This window comes from Collinsella aerofaciens (assembly GCF_039836695.1).
Classification (GTDB): Bacteria; Actinomycetota; Coriobacteriia; order Coriobacteriales; family Coriobacteriaceae; genus Collinsella; species Collinsella aerofaciens_BD.
The window spans coordinates 25,616-45,522 of the sequence record NZ_JBDPAC010000017.1; the positions used below are offsets into that span (position 1 = coordinate 25,616).

General features: G+C 60.9%; 14 protein-coding genes and 1 tRNA gene. 12 read left to right on the forward strand and 3 right to left on the reverse strand.

Annotated elements, in window-relative coordinates:
* Positions 1 to 65 precede the first annotated feature (65 nt).
* The 12 genes from ABG996_RS08150 to ABG996_RS08205 all read left to right on the forward strand — a co-directional run bounded on the left by ABG996_RS08150 (position 66) and on the right by ABG996_RS08205 (position 17,159).
* The gene (locus ABG996_RS08150) at positions 66 to 362 is read left to right on the forward strand and encodes a Veg family protein (RefSeq protein ID WP_006234957.1); all 297 of its coding nucleotides are present in this window, start codon (positions 66 to 68) and stop codon (positions 360 to 362) included.
* 2 nt (positions 363 to 364) lie between these two features.
* Positions 365 to 1,273 (forward strand): 4-(cytidine 5'-diphospho)-2-C-methyl-D-erythritol kinase, encoded by a 909-nt coding sequence (gene ispE, locus ABG996_RS08155; protein ID WP_347479529.1) that lies wholly within the window; start codon positions 365 to 367, stop codon positions 1,271 to 1,273.
* A gap of 37 nt (positions 1,274 to 1,310) precedes the next feature.
* A tRNA-Pro gene (locus tag ABG996_RS08160) sits at positions 1,311 to 1,387 on the forward strand.
* Positions 1,388 to 1,499: 112 nt separating this feature from the next.
* Entirely contained in the window at positions 1,500 to 1,775 is a 276-nt protein-coding gene (gene tatA / locus ABG996_RS08165) for a twin-arginine translocase TatA/TatE family subunit (RefSeq protein ID WP_022094895.1), read from the forward strand.
* 108 nt (positions 1,776 to 1,883) lie between these two features.
* Positions 1,884 to 2,354: a transcription elongation factor GreA gene (greA, locus tag ABG996_RS08170; RefSeq protein ID WP_006234960.1), complete on the forward strand. Its 471-nt coding sequence runs from the start codon at positions 1,884 to 1,886 to the stop codon at positions 2,352 to 2,354.
* Between the two features lie 79 nt (positions 2,355 to 2,433).
* Positions 2,434 to 4,398 carry a lysine--tRNA ligase gene (gene lysS, locus ABG996_RS08175; protein WP_347500978.1) on the forward strand — a complete coding sequence of 655 codons (1,965 nt, stop codon included), beginning with the start codon at positions 2,434 to 2,436 and terminating at the stop codon, positions 4,396 to 4,398.
* 429 nt (positions 4,399 to 4,827) lie between these two features.
* On the forward strand, positions 4,828 to 6,396 hold the full coding sequence (locus tag ABG996_RS08180) for a threonine/serine exporter family protein (RefSeq protein ID WP_238057639.1): 1,569 nt from the start codon (positions 4,828 to 4,830) through the stop codon (positions 6,394 to 6,396).
* Between the two features lie 313 nt (positions 6,397 to 6,709).
* The gene (locus ABG996_RS08185; RefSeq protein WP_347479534.1) at positions 6,710 to 7,258 is read left to right on the forward strand and encodes a DUF2798 domain-containing protein; all 549 of its coding nucleotides are present in this window, start codon (positions 6,710 to 6,712) and stop codon (positions 7,256 to 7,258) included.
* 281 nt (positions 7,259 to 7,539) lie between these two features.
* Entirely contained in the window at positions 7,540 to 11,979 is a 4,440-nt protein-coding gene (locus ABG996_RS08190; RefSeq protein WP_347479536.1) for an acyl-CoA dehydratase activase, read from the forward strand.
* The gene (locus ABG996_RS08195; RefSeq protein WP_347479538.1) at positions 11,963 to 12,652 is read left to right on the forward strand and encodes a TetR/AcrR family transcriptional regulator; all 690 of its coding nucleotides are present in this window, start codon (positions 11,963 to 11,965) and stop codon (positions 12,650 to 12,652) included. The genes ABG996_RS08190 and ABG996_RS08195 overlap by 17 nt, the downstream gene beginning before the upstream one ends.
* A 192-nt stretch (positions 12,653 to 12,844) precedes the next feature.
* Positions 12,845 to 15,487: an ATP-dependent Clp protease ATP-binding subunit gene (locus ABG996_RS08200; protein WP_117745782.1), complete on the forward strand. Its 2,643-nt coding sequence runs from the start codon at positions 12,845 to 12,847 to the stop codon at positions 15,485 to 15,487.
* A 214-nt stretch (positions 15,488 to 15,701) separates the two neighbouring features.
* A complete protein-coding gene (locus ABG996_RS08205) occupies positions 15,702 to 17,159 on the forward strand; it encodes an aminoacyl-histidine dipeptidase (protein WP_347479540.1) in 1,458 nt (485 codons plus the stop codon).
* Between the two features lie 127 nt (positions 17,160 to 17,286).
* Here ABG996_RS08205 and ABG996_RS08210 read toward each other — a convergent pair whose 3' ends face one another.
* The 3 genes from ABG996_RS08210 to ABG996_RS08220 form a co-directional block, all read right to left on the reverse strand.
* Positions 17,287 to 18,591: a type II toxin-antitoxin system HipA family toxin gene (locus ABG996_RS08210; protein WP_347479542.1), complete on the reverse strand. Its 1,305-nt coding sequence runs from the start codon at positions 18,589 to 18,591 to the stop codon at positions 17,287 to 17,289.
* Positions 18,592 to 19,023 (reverse strand): helix-turn-helix domain-containing protein, encoded by a 432-nt coding sequence (locus tag ABG996_RS08215; protein WP_347479544.1) that lies wholly within the window; start codon positions 19,021 to 19,023, stop codon positions 18,592 to 18,594. It abuts the gene before it with no gap.
* Between the two features lie 128 nt (positions 19,024 to 19,151).
* The gene (locus ABG996_RS08220) at positions 19,152 to 19,730 is read right to left on the reverse strand and encodes a manganese efflux pump MntP (RefSeq protein ID WP_347479546.1); all 579 of its coding nucleotides are present in this window, start codon (positions 19,728 to 19,730) and stop codon (positions 19,152 to 19,154) included.
* Positions 19,731 to 19,907: the final 177 nt, after the last annotated feature.

Below are 19,907 nucleotides of genomic sequence, written 5' to 3' on the forward strand. Positions count from 1 at the left end.
TAGAGTTTTGTCTATCTTAGGGGTATTATCCCCTTGTTGAATTGCACCTTCTGGAGGCCCTGTTCATGGAAGAGATGGAAGTCAATCACGTCGACGACATCCACGAGAAGCTGACCGATATGGTGGGCGATCGCGTCAAGGTGAAGGCCAACATGGGCCGCACCCGCGTTGTCGAGCGCATGGGCACCATCAAGAGCGTCCACCCGGCCGTCTTCATTGTCGAGGTTGACGAGCGTCGCGGCCGCAAGTCGCGGCAGTCCTACCAGTACATCGATGTCCTCACCGGCCAGGTCGAGCTGTTCGACCCCGAGAGCGGCGAGCATATCTTTACCCCGCTCGGCAATCAGCTCGAGGAGCATTAACGGTGACCGATTGGTCCCTGACCCTTTCCGCGCCGGCAAAGATTAACCTCTACCTGGGGGTTCATACCGAGCGCGATGACCGCGGCTACCACAGGGTCGATTCCCTGATGGCAGCCGTCGGTCTTTCCGATACCGTGACGGTCACGCCGGCGCAGGCGCTGACCGTCCAGACGGTTCCGGCATCAGATTTTCCCATGCAAAAGAATACGGCGTATCGGGCTGCGGTTGCTATGGCCGAGCATTATGGTCGCGAGGCAAACATCTGCGTGACGATTGAGAAGCGCATTCCATTGTGCGCCGGCTTGGGCGGCCCCTCGACGGATGCGGCCGCGGTCATTGTCGCCTTGGCGGAGCTCTGGGGCATTGATCGCACCGACCCAGCGCTCGACGATATTGCGCGGGGCATTGGTGCTGACGTCCCGTTCTTTTTGCACGCGAGTCCTGCGTTCTACGTAGGTGGGGGAGACGTGCTGGCAACTGAGTACCCCGCGCTGCCCGCGACGCCCGTCGTGCTGGTCAAGCCGCGCGAGGCAAGCGTTTCGACAATTGAAGCCTATCGACGTTTTGACGAGGCCCCGGTGCCTGCGGACAAGCCCGGCGCGATAGCTTCTGCCTTGCGTGCTGGTGATGCCGAGACGGCATATGCACTCATCCATAACAACCTTGGTGTCATTTCCGCACAGATGGAGTCGCAGATTCAAACGGTCCTCGACTGGCTGCGTAAACAGGACGGAACCGTTGCTGTAGATGTGTGCGGATCGGGTGCCTGCTCGTTTGCCATTTGCGACACCGCTGCCACGGCCGAAAGGCTTGCCGATGCTGCCCAGCAAAATGGCTGGTGGGCCTGCGCGACTGAGCTTATTCCCAACACGGTTCAAATCGACGCGCCAAAGAAATTAAAATTTCTCTAGCACGCGGCGAAAATCTTTGTTACTATAGTCGAGCTAACGGGTTGTGGCTCAGTTTGGTAGAGCACTGCGTTCGGGACGCAGGGGTCGCTGGTTCAAATCCAGTCAACCCGACCAGAGCATGAGGAGGGACCGCTTCTTGCGGTCCCTTTTTTTAGCTAGTGTTGTGATACCGCGATACCCGCGGTATACTCATTCGAGCTTGTCTCGCTGTATTGTGGAGGTCTACATGTTTGGACTGAGGGCTCCTGAGCTCATCATTATTCTCGTCGTTGTCCTGATTATCTTCGGGCCCAAGAACCTGCCGAAGCTCGGCAAGTCCCTCGGCTCTACCGTCAAGAATATCCGCGAGGGTATGGAAGGCGACGATAAGGCCGAGACCAAGCAGGCCGAGGAGGTCGTGGTCGAGCAGTCCGAGGAGGACAAGGAGATCGCTGAGCTCGAGGCCAAGCTCGCTGCTGCCAAGAAGAAGCAGGCAGAGGACAGCGACGCGGACGCAGAGTAGTCCCATCCCTTTGGGGTGAGCACCTGACCGGCTTGCCCGCAGGCTAGCCGGTCTTTTTTTCGTTTTGTTGACAGTTGATTGTTTGATCAGAGTTGGGGAGATATCCGTATGGACGCAAGCCAGATCGTACTGACCGCTGAGGGCCGCCAGAAGCTCGTCGAGGAGCTCGCTTGGCGTGAGGGCGATTATGCCAAGGAGATCGTCGAGGACATCAAGGAAGCCCGCGCGTTCGGCGACCTTTCGGAGAACTCCGAGTACGACGCCGCTAAGGACAAGCAGGCCCAGAACGCCGCTCGTATTGCCGAGATCCAGGCCATCCTCGCCAACGCTCAGGTTGCTGCCACCACGGGCGACCTGACCGTCTCCATCGGTTCCACCGTTTCGCTGATTGATCCCAACGGCGAGGTCATGGAAGTCACGCTCGTCGGTACCACCGAGACCAACTCGCTCGAGCACAAGATTTCCAACGAGTCTCCGGTCGGTCACGCCATCATTGGTCACGGCGAGGGCGATTCCGTCGAGGTCGTTACGCCTTCCGGCAAGACTCGCGTCTACACCATCGCCAAGATCGCACGCTAGACCACGGTCCCGCGTAAAGGTATGTTTTCGCTCCCTGGGACCGAATCCTGGGGAGCGTTTTAGTTTGAGGAGCTAACTTATGGCAGAGAACCAGAACGCCGCCGATCAGGCATCGACGCTCAACGACGAGCGCGCCACCCGCCTGGCCAAGCGCGCCGCCCTGTTCGAGGCGGGCCAGAACCCCTATCCTGAGCACTCTGAGCTTGAGGACTACGTCGTCGATATCGAGGCTAAGTACGCCGAGCTTGCCGATGGCGAGGACACCGAGGACGTCGTGAAGATCGCCGGCCGAGTGGTCGCCAAGCGCGGTCAGGGCAAGATCATGTTCATCGTCGTGCGCGATGCGACTGCCGAGATTCAGCTGTTCTGCCGCATCAACGACATGGACGAGACTGCCTGGAATACGCTCAAGGCCCTCGACCTGGGCGACATCCTGGGCGTGACCGGCGTGGTCGTGCGCACCCAGCGCGGCCAGCTTTCCGTTGCTCCTAAGAGCCCGACCCTGCTTGCCAAGGCCGTTCGTCCGCTGCCCGAGAAGTTCCACGGTCTTTCCGACAAGGAGACCCGCTATCGCCAGCGCTATGTCGACCTGATCGCCAACGACGACGTTCGCGAGACCTTCCGTAAGCGTTCGCAGATTCTCTCCACCTTCCGTCGCTTTATGGAGTCCGACGGCTACATGGAGGTCGAGACCCCCATCCTGCAGACCATCCAGGGCGGCGCTACTGCCAAGCCGTTCATTACCCACTTCAACGCGCTCGATCAGGAGTGCTACCTGCGTATTGCCACCGAGCTCCACCTCAAGCGCTGCATCGTCGGTGGTTTTGAGCGCGTGTTCGAGATCGGCCGCATCTTCCGTAACGAGGGCATGGACCTTACCCACAACCCCGAGTTCACCACGATGGAGGCCTACCGTGCCTTCTCCGACCTCGAGGGCATGAAGGCGCTCGCCCAGGGTGTCATTAAGGCAGCTAACAAGGCCATCGGCAACCCCGAGGTCATCGAGTACCAGGGCCAGACCATCGACCTTTCTGGTGAGTGGGCCAGCCGTCCCATGACCGACATCGTCTCCGACGTGCTCGGCAAGCAGGTCACCATCGACACGCCGGTCGAGGAGCTTGCTGCCGCCGCGCGCGAGAAGGGCCTGGAGATCAAGCCCGAGTGGACTGCTGGCAAGATCATCGCCGAGATTTACGATGAGCTGGGCGAGGACACCATCGTCAACCCGACGTTCGTGTGCGATTACCCCATCGAGGTCAGCCCGCTTGCCAAGCGTTTTGAGGACGACCCGCGCCTGACGCACCGCTTTGAGCTGGTTATTGCCGGTCACGAGTACGCCAACGCGTTCTCCGAGCTCAACGACCCGGTCGACCAGGCCGAGCGCTTTGCCGCTCAGATGGCCGAGAAGGCCGGCGGTGACGACGAGGCCATGGAGTACGACGAGGACTACGTGCGCGCCCTCGAGTACGGTATGCCTCCCGCGGGCGGCATTGGCATTGGTATCGACCGCGTGGTCATGCTGCTTACCAACCAGGCTTCTATCCGCGACGTGCTGCTGTTCCCGCACATGAAGCCCGAGAAGGGTTTCCAGTCCGGTGCCGCTGCCGCCAAGGCTGCCGAGGCCGGCAACGCCGCGAGCCCGTTCGTTAAGTCGCTTAAGCCCACGCTCGATTACTCCAAGATCGCCGTTGAGCCGCTGTTTGAGGAGTTCGTCGACTTTGATACCTTCTCCAAGAGCGACTTCCGCGCTGTGAAGGTCAAGGCATGCGAGGCCGTCAAGAAGTCCAAGAAGCTGCTGAACTTTACGCTCGACGACGGTACCGGTACCGACCGCACCATCCTCTCCGGTATTCACGCTTATTACGAGCCCGAGGACCTGGTCGGCAAGACCTTGCTCGCCATCACCAACCTGCCTCCGCGCAAGATGATGGGCATCCCCAGCTGCGGCATGCTCATCAGTGCCATCCACGAGGAGGATGGTGAGGAGCGCCTCAACCTGATCCAGCTCGACGCCTCCATCCCCGCCGGCGCAAAGATGTACTAACTTGTTACGCGGTTCTACGAACCGCGTAACGGCTCGACGCTGCACGGGCCGCATTTGGACAATCTGACGTTCAACTTCAAGGGCGCGACCTAGGTGGTTACGCGGGTTTACCAACCCGCGTAACCAGTTGACGCTGCGCGCCGCCCAGGGCGACAATTTGTCATTCAAAAGGCAAGGCATGACCAGAAGGTCTATGCCTTGCCTTTTTCATGCCAACTTGTTCGCCCTGGACGTCGCTCGCTGTCCGTCCTCTACCTGCGGCGTTGACTTGGTTGACACTTAGAACATCGATGTAGTCATTGGGGACGTTCTTAAACGACTACCCAACGGATATTGCGCACATGGCTCGCATGACAGCCGTCTCTTTTATGTTTCCTTTAGCCGTTGCTGCCTAGGATGGGGGTTAGTCGGTAGGAAGGGAGCGTCTATATGGACGACGCGAGCGAGCGTTCAATCGAAGAGGACATGCTCGATCAGTTCAATTACTTTGATGATGAGGACGAGGAGCTGATCGACCGTCGCGAGCCAGCGCCGCTTGATTCCTTTGATCTGGTCGATGAAGAGCCCGACGAGGACGAGGGCGAATCGGCGGAGCCCTCACAGCCTTCGCGCCTTGACTCGCTGCTTTCGAGAGCCCCCATGCACCACGGTGTCCGTGCCGGCGCGCTCCATATGAAAACTGACTGGCACCAGATCGTGACGGCAGGCGATGAACTTGCCGTCGATGCGCCGCTCACCGATAAATCATCCATCATCTGCCGCACCGGTATGCTTATGCTCGCGAGCGGAACGGGTGCCTGGCGTGTTCGCGATACCATGAATCGTGTCGCCGCCGTACTCGGTGTGACCATCCACGTTGACTTAAGTCTCCTGTCGTTTGAGTGTACTTGCATCGAAGATGGTCACTGCTTTAATGAGGTCGTCAGCTTGCCCACAACGGGCGTCAATACCCATCGCATTTGGATGATGGAGAGTTTCCTCAAGGAAATCGAGACCTATGGTCGTCGCTTCACGGTGCACGAGTATCACGAGATGCTCAAGACCGTTGAGAGTTCAAAACCTGATTACGCGCCTTGGCAACAGGGCCTTGCGGCGGCCTGCGCCTGTGGCGCCTTCGTTTTTTTGCTCGGCGGCGGCCCTATCGAGATGGCCTGCGCGTTCGTGGGCGCGGGTGTCGGCAACTTTGCCCGCTCCCATATTCTCAAGCAAGGCCTTGGTCAGTTCAGCGCGCTGACGACCGGCGTTGCGCTCGCTTGCGTTTCGTATCTGCTGGCATTGCTCGGTCTTGGCCAGGTCATACCGGGGGCAATGTCGCACCAAGAAGGCTATATCGGCGCCATGCTCTTTGTGATTCCCGGCTTTCCGCTCATTACGGCGGGCCTCGACATCGCCAAGCTCGACATGCGAAGCGGTATCGAGCGCCTTTCATATGCCGTATCGATTATTGTGATGGCGACGCTCGTAGGTTGGATGGTTGCCGAGTGTGTTGGCCTGGCGCCGGACGACTTTGCCCCACTGGGCCTTTCGCCGCTTGCCCTTACGCTCCTGCGCGTGGTGATGAGCTTCGTTGGCGTATTCGGCTTCTCGGTGATGTTCAACAGCCCGGTAAAGATGGCCGCGGCAGCTGGGTTGATCGGCGCCGTGTCCAATACCCTGCGTCTGACCCTTGTCGATGCGCCGACGATGATTCCCTTCCTGGGCCTCAGCACGGGAATGCCTCCCGAGGCAGCAGCGTTTATCGGCGCGCTGGTATCGGGTCTGCTGGCAAGCTTGGCCGAAGTCAAGCTCACCTACCCGCGTATCGCCCTCACGGTGCCTTCGATTGTCATTATGGTGCCGGGTTTGTATCTGTATCGCTCGATGTATTACATGTGCACCTTCGACACAGTCAATATGCTCGGCTGGTTTGTGCGCGCAGTGCTCATCGTGGCGTTTTTGCCCGTTGGCCTGGGTGTGGCGCGTACGCTCACCGACCCTCGCTGGCGCCACACCAGCTAATTGGTGCAAGGGAGACAGGTTACTTTGCACCAAATGAGTTGCGTTGAAATAGGGACTGAATTGTTGCTTAAAGGGTCAAAACAGTCCGTATTCCACCGCAACTTATGGGGTCGGGGGATTATCGGTGCCCTGCATCTTCATCAACTCAACGCTTACGAAGCGCATGCGTTTCGTGCTAGGCTGGTTCCACCACATAAGTAGTCGCAGACGCGCGTAACACGGGCGGGCGAGATGAAGTCCCAACAGCTCCATCTTGCCCGCCCGTTTTTGTTGCGTGGTGCCGCGGCGTAACACAGAAAGGAATCTGCCCTTCATGCCTATCAACAAACGAGAGAGCCTGCTGTTCACCTTTATCATGTGCTTTTGCATGGTGCTCTGGATGAGCATCTACAACGTTGCCCTGCAGCACGGGGCCATCAACGGCGAGGTCGTTGCCGCTGCGTGGCTCGGCTTCCCCGTTGCCTACATTTTTGCCATGTGCTGCGACTGGTTCGTCGCCAGCCCGCTCGCCAAGGGTTTCGCCTTTAAGTACTTGGTCACGCCGGGCAAGAGCTCGCCGCTTGCCATGACGCTCGCCGTCAGCTCCTGCATGGTCGTTCCCATGGTTATCATCATGTCGCTGTACGGTGCCTGCGAGGGTCTGACGCACATGCCCGGCGGCATCCTTGCGAACCTGTATTCCGTGCTCGCGATCTGGATGATCAACATCCCGCATAATTTTGTGATGGCGCTGCCGTGGAACCTTTTGGTAGCCGGTCCGATTTCCCACTTCGTCTTCCGTCGCGCCTTCCCTGTGGGGACGGTTTTCGAGGAGGAGCATGCCGAGCTCTTGGAGCAGGCTATGGCTCCTGAGTGCGAGTAGCTTGCTTAGGGATCTGCTGAGCGCGGGCGACTTGCTTGGTTGGAGCCCTAAGCGTGGATAGCTCTCTCGGCGACATCGCGGGCGTGAGCGGTGCGCATGACCGGAGGGCCCGTGCTGCTCCGTTGCCCGACGTGCTAGCGCGCAGAACAATCTGTTGGTGCATTCGGCGGCTGCTGAAGCGTTTCGGCAGCCGCTTTTTATACGGAGTTTAAATACAACAGTCTGTTGTATTACGTAGAGTGGTATATCTCTAGCAGGAAAAATGCGAGAGACGGAGCATTATGGCGTTGCTAGTAGGACTGGACGTAGGGTCGACGACGACCAAAGTTTACGCGATGCACGAGGATATGACCGAGGCGTGGTGGGGATATCGCCGCCACGGGGCGTGTCAGACAGCGAGCGTGCGCGCCATGCTCGGCGAGCTCGCCGAGCGCTTTCCTCATGAGTCGCTGCGCGTTGCGGTGACCGGCTCGGGTGCGCGCGATATCGCGACCGCGCTGGGCGCCTCGTACGTTCAGGAGGTGGTCGCCAACGCGCTCGCGATCAGCAGGTTCTATCCGCAGACGCGCTGCGCCATCGAGCTGGGCGGCCAAGACGCCAAGATGATCTTCTTCCGCACCAACGATAAGGGAGACATCGAGGTTGCCGACATGCGCATGAACGGCTCGTGCGCAGGCGGTACCGGTGCATTTATCGACGAGATGGCAAAGCTCATGGGGGTCGGCACCGAATCGGGCGAGTTCGAGCAGCTCGCAAGCCGGGGAACGACCGTCCACGAGGTCTCGGGCCGCTGCGGCGTGTACGCAAAGACCGATATCCAGCCGCTGCTCAACGAGGGCATTCCTACCACCGACCTGGCGCTTTCGGCGCTTCACGCGGTCGCCCGCCAAACGATCGGCGGTCTGGCCCAGGGTATCGACATCGAGCCGCCGGTAATCTTCGAGGGCGGTACGCTCGCCTACAACCCTACACTGGTCCGCGTGTTCCGGGAGCAACTGAATCTATCGGACGATCAGGTTATCGTCCCGCGCGATCCGCAGATCATGGTCGCGCGCGGTGCCGCCCTGTCGCTGACCGACATGTTCGCATCGTCCCAACCGATCGACCTTCCCGACGCTTTTGTCCGGCTGGATAAGCTCGAGACGGTCGCGCCCGCAAGCGGGGAGGGACGTCTTGCCCAGCCCTTTTTTGCCACACCTGCCGAGCAGGCGGATTTTACGGCACGCCATGGCAAAGAGACGCCGGCAAAGGGTCCGGATGCGTATGCGCCCGGAGAGACGGTGCGTGTGGCGCTCGGTATCGATTCGGGGAGCACGACGACCAAGTTCGCCCTGGTCGATGAGGCGGGTGAGCTTGTCGATTCGTTCTACGCGTCTAATAACGGCAGACCGCTCGACGTCGCCCAACAGGGTCTTGTCAGCTTGAAGAACCGCTGGGAGACAGCGGGAGTCACGCTTGCGATCGATGCCGTGGGCACCACGGGATACGGCGAGGAGCTTTTCGCGCGCGCGTTCCACGCCGACTACCATACGGTCGAGACGGTCGCGCACACCCGCGCCGCGTGCGCATGCGTTCCCGATGCGACCTTCGTGCTCGACATCGGCGGACAGGATATGAAGGCCATCTGGCTCAACCACGGCGTGCTGACCGATATCGTCGTCAACGAGGCGTGCTCTGCGGGCTGCGGCTCGTTCCTCGAGGGTTTTGCCAAAAACCTCGGAATAGCCGTTGAGGATATCGCGACCGAGGCATTTTCGTCCAAAGCCCCCGCCGTTCTCGGCAGCCGCTGCACGGTGTTCATGAACAGCAGCGTCGTTTCCGAGCAGCGGCGCGGTAAGGGTCCGGGCGACATCATGGCCGGTCTCTGCCGTTCGATTATCGAGAACGTGTTCACCAAGGTCATTCGCGTTTCAAATCTCAACCGTCTGGGCGACAAAGTCGTCGTCCAGGGCGGCACGTTCCGAAACGACGCGGTGCTGCGCGCATTCGAGCAGTATCTGGGCAAACCCGTCACGCGTGCGCCCCACCCGGGGCTGATGGGCGCTATCGGTATCGCCCTGCTCGCGCGCGAGGAATGCCGCAAGGGCGACGCCGGCACGTCGTTTATCGGGCTCGATGCCGTGGAGCGCTTCGAGCATCGCGAGTTCGGCGGCGTTACCTGCCGTCGGTGCAACAACCGCTGCCAGCGCGCGGTCGTGGCATTTGGCGACGGCTCGCTTTACGTCACGGGCAATCGCTGCCCGCGCGGCGGCGCCATCTCATGGGATGAGCTCGTGCGCGAGGTTCCCGCGGCGGAGGAGCTGCGTCCGCAGGGTGCTTGCGAGGCACAGGCACCCGGCACGGGGCGCGACCGGACCGCGGCTGCCCCCAATCTCTTTGTCGACCGCGAGAAGCTGCTGTTCGAGCCGTACCCCACGGTTCCCGTCTGCGGGGGGCGCGATGTCACGATCGGCATTCCCCGTGTGCTCGAGTTCTGGGACACCATGCCGTTCTGGTCGACGTTCTTCAGCACGCTCGGCTTTAAGGTGCGCGTCTCGGGACGCAGCACCAAGGCGATGTACGAGCGCGGTCTGGCGCACGTCACATCCGACACCGTGTGCTTCCCGGCCAAGCTCGTCCACGGGCACATCCGCAATCTCGTCGACGCCGGCGTCGACCGCATCTTCATGCCCATCATCACGACGGTGCCCACCGAAAACACCGCCTCTACCAGCGAGTGGATGTGCGCCGTCGTAAAGGGATACCCCTACGTGATGCGCAATTCCGATAACCCGGAGGAGCGTTTCGGCGTTCCGTTCGATACGCCGCTGTTCCACTGGTACGACGAGGGCGACCGAAACCGCCAGTTCAAGGCGTGGTGCAAGGAGACCTTCGATATCGATGCCGACCTGGTTGCCAAGGCGACCGAGCAGGCGGACCGCGCGCAGCAGACGTTTGAGAACCAGCTGCAGCTGCGCGGCAGGCAGGTGCTCGAGAACGTGCGCGAGGACGGCGGCTACGCGGTGGTGATCGCTTCGCGCCCGTACCACAACGACCCGCTGGTCAACCACGGGCTGCCCAAGCTCTTCTCTGAGCGCGGCATCCCCGTGCTGACGCCCGATGCGGTGCCGGGGGTCTGCAACGTCGATCTTTCCAACAGCCGCATCGACATCGTGAACAACTACCATGCGCGCATGCTGTCGTGCGCGGTCATCGTCGCATCGACGCCCGAGCTCGAGCTCGTGCAGATGGGCAGCTTCGGCTGCGGCCACGATGCGTATCTCACCGACGAGATCGCGCGCATGATGGGCGAGATGGGCTCCAAGGTTCCGATGATGATCAAGCTCGATGAGAGCGACGTCGCCGGTCCCATGGGCATTCGCGTGCGTTCGTTTATCGAGTCGGTCAACCGTCGTCGCGCGGAGGAGCGTGCCGAGGGCGCCCGGGTGCACGCGGTCCATCCGCTCGACGACCCGTATAAGGTCAAGTACACCAAGCGCGACCGGCACGACAAGATCGCGCTGGTCCCCAACACCTCCCATGCGTTCTGCAGGCTCATGACCGCGGCGATGCGCAATCAGGGCGTGCGCGCCGAGGCCCTTGATATCGGGCGCGAGGATGCCATCCGCCTGGGCAAACGCTATGTGCACAACGACATCTGCTTCCCCGCGCAAATCGTGATCGGCGAGGCGCTCGCGGCACTCGAGAGCGGTAAGTACGACCCGCACGACGTCGCCGTGGTGACTGGCAAGTATATCGGCGACTGCCGCCTGACGCACTACATGCCCCTGCTGCGCCGCGCGCTCGACGACGCGGGATACGACTATGTCCCGGTGCTCACCAACGACGACGTCGATGCCCACAATGCGCATCCGGGCTTCAAGCTCGGCCTTGGCCCGAGCATCCAGATCGCCTACGGTCTTCCCATAATCGATGCCCTCGAGGCCATGCTTAGGCGCATCCGTCCCTACGAGCTCGAGAAGGGCGCGGCGGACGCTGCGTTCGACCGCGCGCTCGATGAGGTTATCGAGGGCATGGAGCGCTCCGGGCTGAGAGGCCAGGCGACGGGCTTCAAACGCGCGCTTGCGATCATGGACGCCGTTCCGTACGACCGCTCGAACCCGCATCCGACCGTTCTCATCGTGGGCGAGTACCTGCTCAATTTCCATCTCGGCGCCAACCACGAGATCGAGCGCTACCTCGAGGACAACGGGCTCGAGGTCATCGAGGCGCGCATGACCGACGTGATCCGCAAGACCTATTTCTACAAGCATGCGCAGTCGCGCGAGTTCCACGTCGACCTGTCGCTGCCCGAAAAGGCCTGGTACGCCACGGCGGACAACCTGTTCGAGCTCGCGCACGACCGTTGCGACCGCCTGGGCGCGGCGAGCCCGCTCTACGAGCCGCCGACGCGCATGCCCGAGCTCGTGCGCGCGAGCGATAAGATCCTGCACCATACGTTCGATGCGGGCGAGGGCGTGCTGATTCCGGCGGAGATCCTCGAGCACGCCAAGCGCGGCTGCCGCAACTTCGTGATCCTGCAGCCGTTCGGGTGTCTGCCCAACCATGTCGTGGGGCGCGGGCTCATCCATGCGCTCAAGGAGCAGTATCCCACGGCGCAGTTCCTGCCGCTCGACTACGATCCCGACGTGAGCTTCGCCAACGTGGAGAACCGTCTTCAGATGCTCATCATGAACGCCAAGGCGCAGGGGTGCGGTGAGGCGCATGGCGAGACCGCGTAAGGACGCCGATGCGCCCGATGCACGCACCCGTATCATCGAGGCGTTTTGGGAGCTCATCGAGAACAACAGCATCTTCGAGCTGTCGGTTGGCGAGGTGACCCGCACCGCCCAGTGCAATCGCGGAACGTTTTACTACTATTTTCACGATTTCGATGAACTCGTCGCCATCGCCATAGCCCAGCTGCTGCAGGATAACGAGCTCATCACCGATGCCCTCTGGCATTTTTCGAGCGAGGGCGACCTTTCGGCGTTCGACCGGCGCGACGTCCGCTGCCTGCTGCGGCGCATCGTCATCACCATGAGGGCGGGTGCCGCCGAGCAGGTCGTGCAGGGCATCCATACGATCATCATCGACCGCGTGAGAGAGATCGTCCACCCCGACGGAGAAGAGCTCAAGGCAGATTCGAGCTTTGCGGTGGGCTTTCTGGTCTCGGGCATCATGGGCTTTGTGATGGCGGTCGGCTTTGCCCGGGAGGGCGGCGAGGAGATAGACCTCGAGCAGCTGGGGGACAGCGCGTGCGCGTACCTGAGGGCGGTCGCCATGCAGACGGTGGAAACGGTCGCGCAAGTCGAGGGCGTCGATACATCCGAGCTGCTCGAACGCGTCTCCAAGGAGGCCGATGCCTATCGCGCATCGCGTGCGACGAGTCCCGACGTGGTGAAAGACGCCTAGGGTTTCTCTTGCGGGGCGCCTGTCGCGCATCGCGCGGTGAGTCCCGCGATGCGGTCATAACCTGCATTCATGTGAGCCGGGTTTATAGATATTCCTCCAGCTGTTAACATAGACAACCTGTGGGTAAAGAGACAAAAGCGCCGCCGACGGGCGGGCGTTTTGATTTCGATGAACTCATGTAAGGAAACGAGCATGTTAGATAGATTTACCGATCGCGCGCGTAAGGTCATGTCCATGGCCAAGCAAGAGGCGCTCGATCTTCATTCAAATAAGGTGGGCACCGAGCACCTGCTGCTCGCGCTTGCCAAGGAGGACGAGGGCATTGCCGCCGAGGCGCTGCGTTCGCTCGACATCTCCTACGATGACATCATGGATACCCTCAAAGAGGTCCAGACCACGGTTCCCGAGCCCAGTGAGGAGACCGAGGCGGCCAAGCTCGCCTTTACGCCGCTCGTCATTAGCGTGATGGAGCGTTCATTCCGCGTGGCGCGCGAGAACAACCAGACCTACGTGTCGACCGAGCACTTGCTGATCGGCATCGTCGAAGAGGGCAACGGCATGGCCATGGACATCCTCATGCGCCTGGGTGTGTCGTCCGCCTCTATCAAAAAGGCTATCGAGAAACTCACCGCCAAGGACCAGGACAAGAAGCGTCCGCTCGCCGGCGCCGGTGCTGGTCGTCCCGGTGCGGGCCTGCCGTTCTTTAGCGGCTCGGATGCCTCTCAGCAAAAGGGGAGTGGCACCGATACGCTTAAGCAGTTCGCCACCAACCTCACGCAGAAGGCGCGCGATGGCGAGCTCGATCCCGTGATTGGCCGCGAAAAGGAAGTCCAGCGCATGATGGAGATCCTTTCGCGCCGCACCAAGAACAACCCGCTTATCCTGGGTGACCCCGGCGTGGGCAAGACGGCCATCGTCGAGGGTCTGGCACAGCAGATCGCTGCCGGCAACGTGCCCGAGAACCTTATGAACCAGAACATCTGGACGCTCGACCTGCCGGGCCTCGTTGCGGGCGCCAAGTATCGCGGTGAGTTCGAGGAGCGCCTCAAGAACGTGATCCAGGAGGCTACCGAAGCTGACGACGTCATCCTGTTTATTGACGAGATGCACACCATCATCGGTGCCGGTTCTGCCGAGGGCTCCATCGACGCGAGCTCCATGCTCAAGCCCGTGCTCGCGCGCGGTGCCTTCCAGATTATTGGCGCCACCACGGCCGAGGAATTCCGCAAGTACCTCACCAAGGATCCGGCCTTCGAGCGTCGCTTCCAGACCATCGATGTCGAGGAGCCGAGCGTCGAGGACACGGTCAAGATCCTGACCGCGCTCAAGCCGCGCTACGAGGAGCACCACCATGTGCGCTATACGCAGGGTGCTATCGAGGCCGCCGCGAACCTTTCCAACCGCTACATCCAGGATCGGTTCCTGCCCGATAAGGCCATCGACCTCATTGACGAGGCCGGCGCCCGCGCTCGCATCGCCGCGAATCGCGCGCCCGAGCCGGTGCGCGAGGCCGAGCATCGCATAGAGGAGCTCAAGGCCGCCGCGCAGGAGGCCACCGAGAGCGACGACATGAACAAGGCCGCCGAGATCACCGAGCAGCAGAAGGCCGCCGAGATTGAACTCGCCGAGGCCAAGGCCGCCTGGACCGCCGAGCTCGACGCCAGCCCGCTCACCATCGATGTCTCTCAGATCGCCGACATCGTGTCCGTGACTTCGGGCGTGCCGGTGTCCTCGCTTACCGAGAGCGAGAGCCGTCGCCTGCTGCAAGCCGAAAGCGTGCTCAAGACGCGCATCATCGGTCAGGATGAGGCTGTCGAGGCAGTTGCCAAGGCCGTGCGCCGCAGCCGCTCGCCGCTCAAGGACCCGCGCCGCCCCGGCGGCAGCTTTATCTTCCTGGGTCCCACCGGCACGGGCAAGACCGAGCTCGCCAAGACGCTCGCCGAGTACCTCTTTGGCAGCAAGGATGCACTCATCAGCTTCGACATGTCCGAGTTCGGTAGCGAGTTCGAGGTCTCCAAGCTCATCGGTAGCCCTCCGGGTTACGTCGGTCACGACGAGGGCGGCCAGCTCACCAAGGCCGTTCGTCGCCACCCGTACTCGGTCGTGCTGTTCGACGAGATCGAGAAGGCGCACCCCGATATCTTCAACATCTTGCTGCAGGTGCTGGAGGAGGGCCGCCTGACCGATAGCCAGGGCAAGACGGTCGACTTCCGCAACACCGTGATCATCATGACGTCCAACGTGGGCGCTCGCGAGATTGCGCAGGATGCGAGCGTGGGCTTTGGCACCACCGGCGAGCAGGGCCTCACGTCGAGTGAGATTCGCGGCCGCGCGATGGGCGAGCTCAAGCGCCTGTTCCGCCCCGAGCTGCTCAACCGTATCGACGACATTGTGGTGTTCCAGAAGCTCTCGGGCGAGAATCTCACCAAGATCGCGCACCTGCTGGTGGACGACCTGCGTCAGCGTTTGATTGCCAACGGCATGAACATCAAGCTCACCGATGCGGCCTATGACAAGATCGTGGCCGAGGGCACCGACCTCACCAACGGTGCGCGTCCGCTGCGCCGTGCCATCCAAAAGCTCATCGAGGACCCGCTGTCCGAGGAGCTTCTGGCCGGCGAGTGGGGCGAGGGCGATACCGTCCTGTGCGACGTGGCCGATGGCAAGTTTGTCTTTAGCCACGGCACGGGCGAGATCCCGGCACCGCGTCCGGCGGGCACGCTCGGTGGCGATACCGCCCCGGCGGCACCGCACACCGGCAACGCCGCGCCCGTGAGCGGCGGCGTGACCTCGGGCCCCGGCGGCATGATGCAAGCCGGTTCCGGCGCGCTGTAGGGCGTGGCGACAATTTGATACGCGCAATCGAGGCGCTCCGGAAAGGGCGCCTCGATTTGTAGAGCTGCGGAAGCTGTGACCGTTACGCTATACGGTCCACCGTTAGCCGATGATGCGAGGGCGCTCGGCGTTTTCGACTGGTTTATGCACGCAAAGTCTGGGAATATACAAGTCGCATGTCTTACTGTCTAACCAGTTGCGCCAAGGAGGCACCATGGACTACAAGATTACCGGCTACGAGCCCGCCCAGCTGTTCCATTTCTTTGAGGAGGTCAGCGCGATCCCCCGTGGGTCTGGCAACGAGAAAGGCATCAGCGATTTCCTGGTCGCGTTTGCCAAGGAGCGCGGTCTCGATGTGTATCAGGACGAGGTCTACAACGTTATCATTCGCAAGCCCGCATCTGCCGGCGCCGAGAATGCCCCGACCGTAATGCTGCAGGGCCACATCGATATGGTGTGCGACAAGTTGGGCTCCGTTGAGCACGACTTTACGACTGATGGTATCGACCTGGTCGTCAAGGACGGCGTCCTCACCGCTAACGGCACCACTCTGGGCGCCGACAACGGTATCGCCGTCGCTCTGATGCTCACTGTTCTCGATGACGATTCGATTGTTCACCCCGCCCTCGAGTGCGTGTTCACCACCGACGAGGAGACCGGCCTGGTCGGCGCCGAGACGCTCGACAAGTCCCAGATTAGCGCCCGCACCATGATTAACCTTGACTCCGAGGAAGAGGGCGTTGCTACCGTCAGCTGCGCCGGCGGTGTCGTCGTTACCTACACCTGCCCGATCGCGCGCGAGCACAAGACCGGTAGCACCCTCACGCTCGACATCTCCGGCCTGCTGGGCGGCCACTCCGGCAGCGATATCAACCTGGAGCGCGGCAACGGCAACCTCATCATGGCCCGCATCATCGACCGCCTGATGGTCGCCGGCGAGCCCGCCATCGTTAGCTTTAACGGCGGCACCAAGGACAACGCCATCAACCGTGAGTGCAAGGCTGTTCTGGTCTACGCCGACCACGCTGCCGCCGAGGCCGCGGCCCAGATCGCAAAGGGCATCATCGCCGACGTTACTGCCGAGCTCGAGGTCTTCGACCCCGGCTTTACCTGCGCGGTTGAGATTGCCGACAACGCTGAGGTCGAGGCCATGGACGAGAAGTCCGCACTTGCCCTTATTCGCGCTCTGCGTCTTGCCCCCAACGGTGTGATCCGCCGCAACGTCGCCACCGACGGCTCCGTCGAGGTTTCCTCCAACATCGGCGTGGTTGCCACCTCTGACGACCAAGTCAAGATCATGCTGTCCCCGCGCTCCTCGATCACCTCGCTGCAGAACGAGTTCAAGGACCGCCTGCAGACGCTGGCCGATGTCCTGGGCTTCGACGCCAAGTTTGAGTTTGAGTATCCCGGCTGGAGCTATGCCGAGCATTCGCCGGTCCGCGACGTCTTTGTCGAGAGCTATCGCGAGCTCTTTGGCTCCGAGCTGCGCATCGAGTCCATTCACGCCGGCCTTGAGTGCGGCCTGTTTGCCGAGGCCCTGCACGGCCTGGACGCCATCGCCGTGGGCCCGACGCTCTCCGATGTCCACACCCCGGACGAGAGCATGGAGCTCGCTTCTGCCGAGCGCTTCTACGAGCTGCTCATCGACGTCCTCAAGCGCCTCGCTGCGTAAAGGTCGCGCTGGCAGCAGTCCGAGCCACGTGCTAGCAGATTGCAAATGACATTACGAGAGGGGGCACCCGGTCTTTTGCGACGGGTGCCCCTCTTTTTTGTTTGAAAAATGGGAAATAGTCTGGTGTCTAGTCCATTTCTGCCCTGATGAGGTCGAGGGTGCGCTGGCAGTTTTCGCGGACGGGGCCGAGCATATGCTCGCGCAGGTCCGCCATGCCGGGCAGGTCGGCGTATTCGTCCATGACCTCTTCCATGCAAATGGGCACCTCGTAGGCGAGGTCCATCATGGTCGCAAAGCAAAACTTCTCGGATAGCCCGGCATCGGTGAGCGTCGCCTCCAGCGCGGGGTCTTCCATACCGTGGTATCGGCGGATAGCGCCTGGACCGATGCGCCCCACACGATTTTCGCCGCCAACGCTCATGGCAAGGCGCGCTTTTCGCCGCATACGTTCGTATGCTAAGCCCGATGCGACATCGTACATGGGTGCGAGCGCCGCGTTTGTGCCTTTGCCTAGGATGAGCGAGTAGTTTTTAGCGTGTGCGTCAGGCGCTCCGATAATGGCGTTATAGAACAACATATAGGTAAAAAGCACAAGATTCATGTGGTGGGGGACTGTGTTAATCAGTCGTTCTTGGATGTCTCGTGTAGTTGGTCCTCCGTCGGCGGTGTATTTCTGGGTTGGCAATACACCGAGTGCCTGGCAAAAGTCCTCCTGATGCAGCCTTTCGATATTTCCGCTGCTATTGACCATTCTGTCGTACCGTTCAACGACGAGCGCAGCTTCGTCTTCAAATGTGCAATAGGAGACGTTGGCAGTTGGAATGCCAACACGCCGAGCTGTTTTCATGCAGACGAATTCGTTTAAGGCCTGATGTTTGAACCCAACGACACCATTTTTGAAGATATGGGTAGTGGGGGATGACCCTAGACATTCGCACCATTGTCCATCATGCCAAGCTAGTGCAAATTTGCCTTGGTTGCCGCCCAGGGACCAGCTTTCGTTGGAGCCCATCCATGTCTCTCTTTCGTCATCGCGAATTGCTTTGAGCTTGTGAGCGATTTGAGAATTGGTAAGCGGGCGGTATGCCGAGACCCTGCCGCGGGCGGCGTCTAATTGATCGGCTCGACAAAACTGAACGGCCCCCGCGCAGTCAAGACCGATATGGCACAAGAGGGCGACGGGGTTGTTGGATGCAACATCATGCTCGGTGGCAATAGCGCGACGCTGCTCTTGACTGTCGGGCAAAAGGCCAAATAGGAACGGGCGGACGATGTTATGGCCATACGTGCGATTGGAAAGCGGCATTGTTAGCGATAACGGTGCTCCGCGATAGGTTGGGGCGTATGCAAAGCTGCAGAGTCCATGCTCGTCTTGCCGGAGAATGCCGGCGATTTCGCCACAAATGAGGGTCGCGAGCTCCATCTCTGCCATTTATTTCACAACCTTGCAGCCAAAGGAGAGGTTTGAAGTGCCGGAAAGGCCTTGCTCGGCTGCGATTTGGGCCAGCAAGGCACCATAGGAAGATGGCGTTCCTTGTCGAGTGGGTCGTCTGCCTACGCTTGGCTTTGGCAGGGTATTCGAGTTCGCGATAGGGAGGTTCACTATCGTCGTCGGATGTTCGGAGGGCGATGCGATGGAATCGTTATCGCTTTGCGCGAAGAGGCCTATGCCGAGTGCGTTAAAGACGGTCAGCAACTTGTCGAGTCGAATGCCGGTGGCGTCTCCTAGCTCGAGCGATGCGAGCAGGCGCTCCGAAACACCGGCCTTTTTAGCGAGGGTCGCACGGGTGATTCCCTGCGACTCGCGTGACTGGCGCACGTAGATGCCAGCTTGGCGCGGTGTGGTGATGGGAAGGGTATCCACGGCGATCTCCTAACGTGCAGACTTTTGCATATCAGTATGACATGCAAAAGTCTGCACGAAAAGACCTCATGCAAAACTCTGCATGAGGTCTTGTACGAGCGTTGAGTTTTGAGCGATTGTGTTTGGCGTTACAGCACCAAAATCCCCAGATGCTCAAGCAAGATCTTAAGCCCGATGAGGATGAGCACGACGCCACCCACGATGGTGGCGGGTTTTTCGTAGCGCGCGCCAAAGGTGTGGCCGATCGCCACGCCGGCGACGGAGAAGATAAACGTTGTGATGCCTATAAGCGATACAGCGGGCACGATGTCGACCGAGAGTGCCGCAAACGAGATGCCCACGGCTAGGGCGTCGATTGAGGTGGCAATGGCGAGGAGCAGGTACTCGACCAGGTCAATCTTTTCGGCATCCTTGCCGTCGCCTTCATCCTCGTCCTCGGTAAAGGCTTCCCACAGCATTTTGCCGCCGATGAAGGCGAGCAGGATAAAGGCGATCCAGTGGTCGATGGGGCCGATGATGCCCATAAACTGACTGCCAAGCGCCCATCCGATTACGGGCATGCCGGCCTGGAAGCCGCCAAAGAACAGGCCGAGCACCACGGCGACCTTAAGGTTGATCTTTTTCATGCCGAGACCCTTGCAGATGGAAACGGCAAAGGCGTCCATCGAAAGGCCAACGGCGAGCAACACGAGCTCTGCGAGTCCCATAGCCTGGCTCCCTCTCTGCGGGCGAGCCCGCGTGTACCTCTTGGGGGAATAACAAAAAAGACCCGTGGCGTACGCGCTGCGCGCACAACCACGAGTCTCGTTCATTAAGGCAAGCCAGACCGTTTCGGCCAGTATGTTGACTTGCCGCGCCACCGGAGGCGAACCCGGCCACGCGAC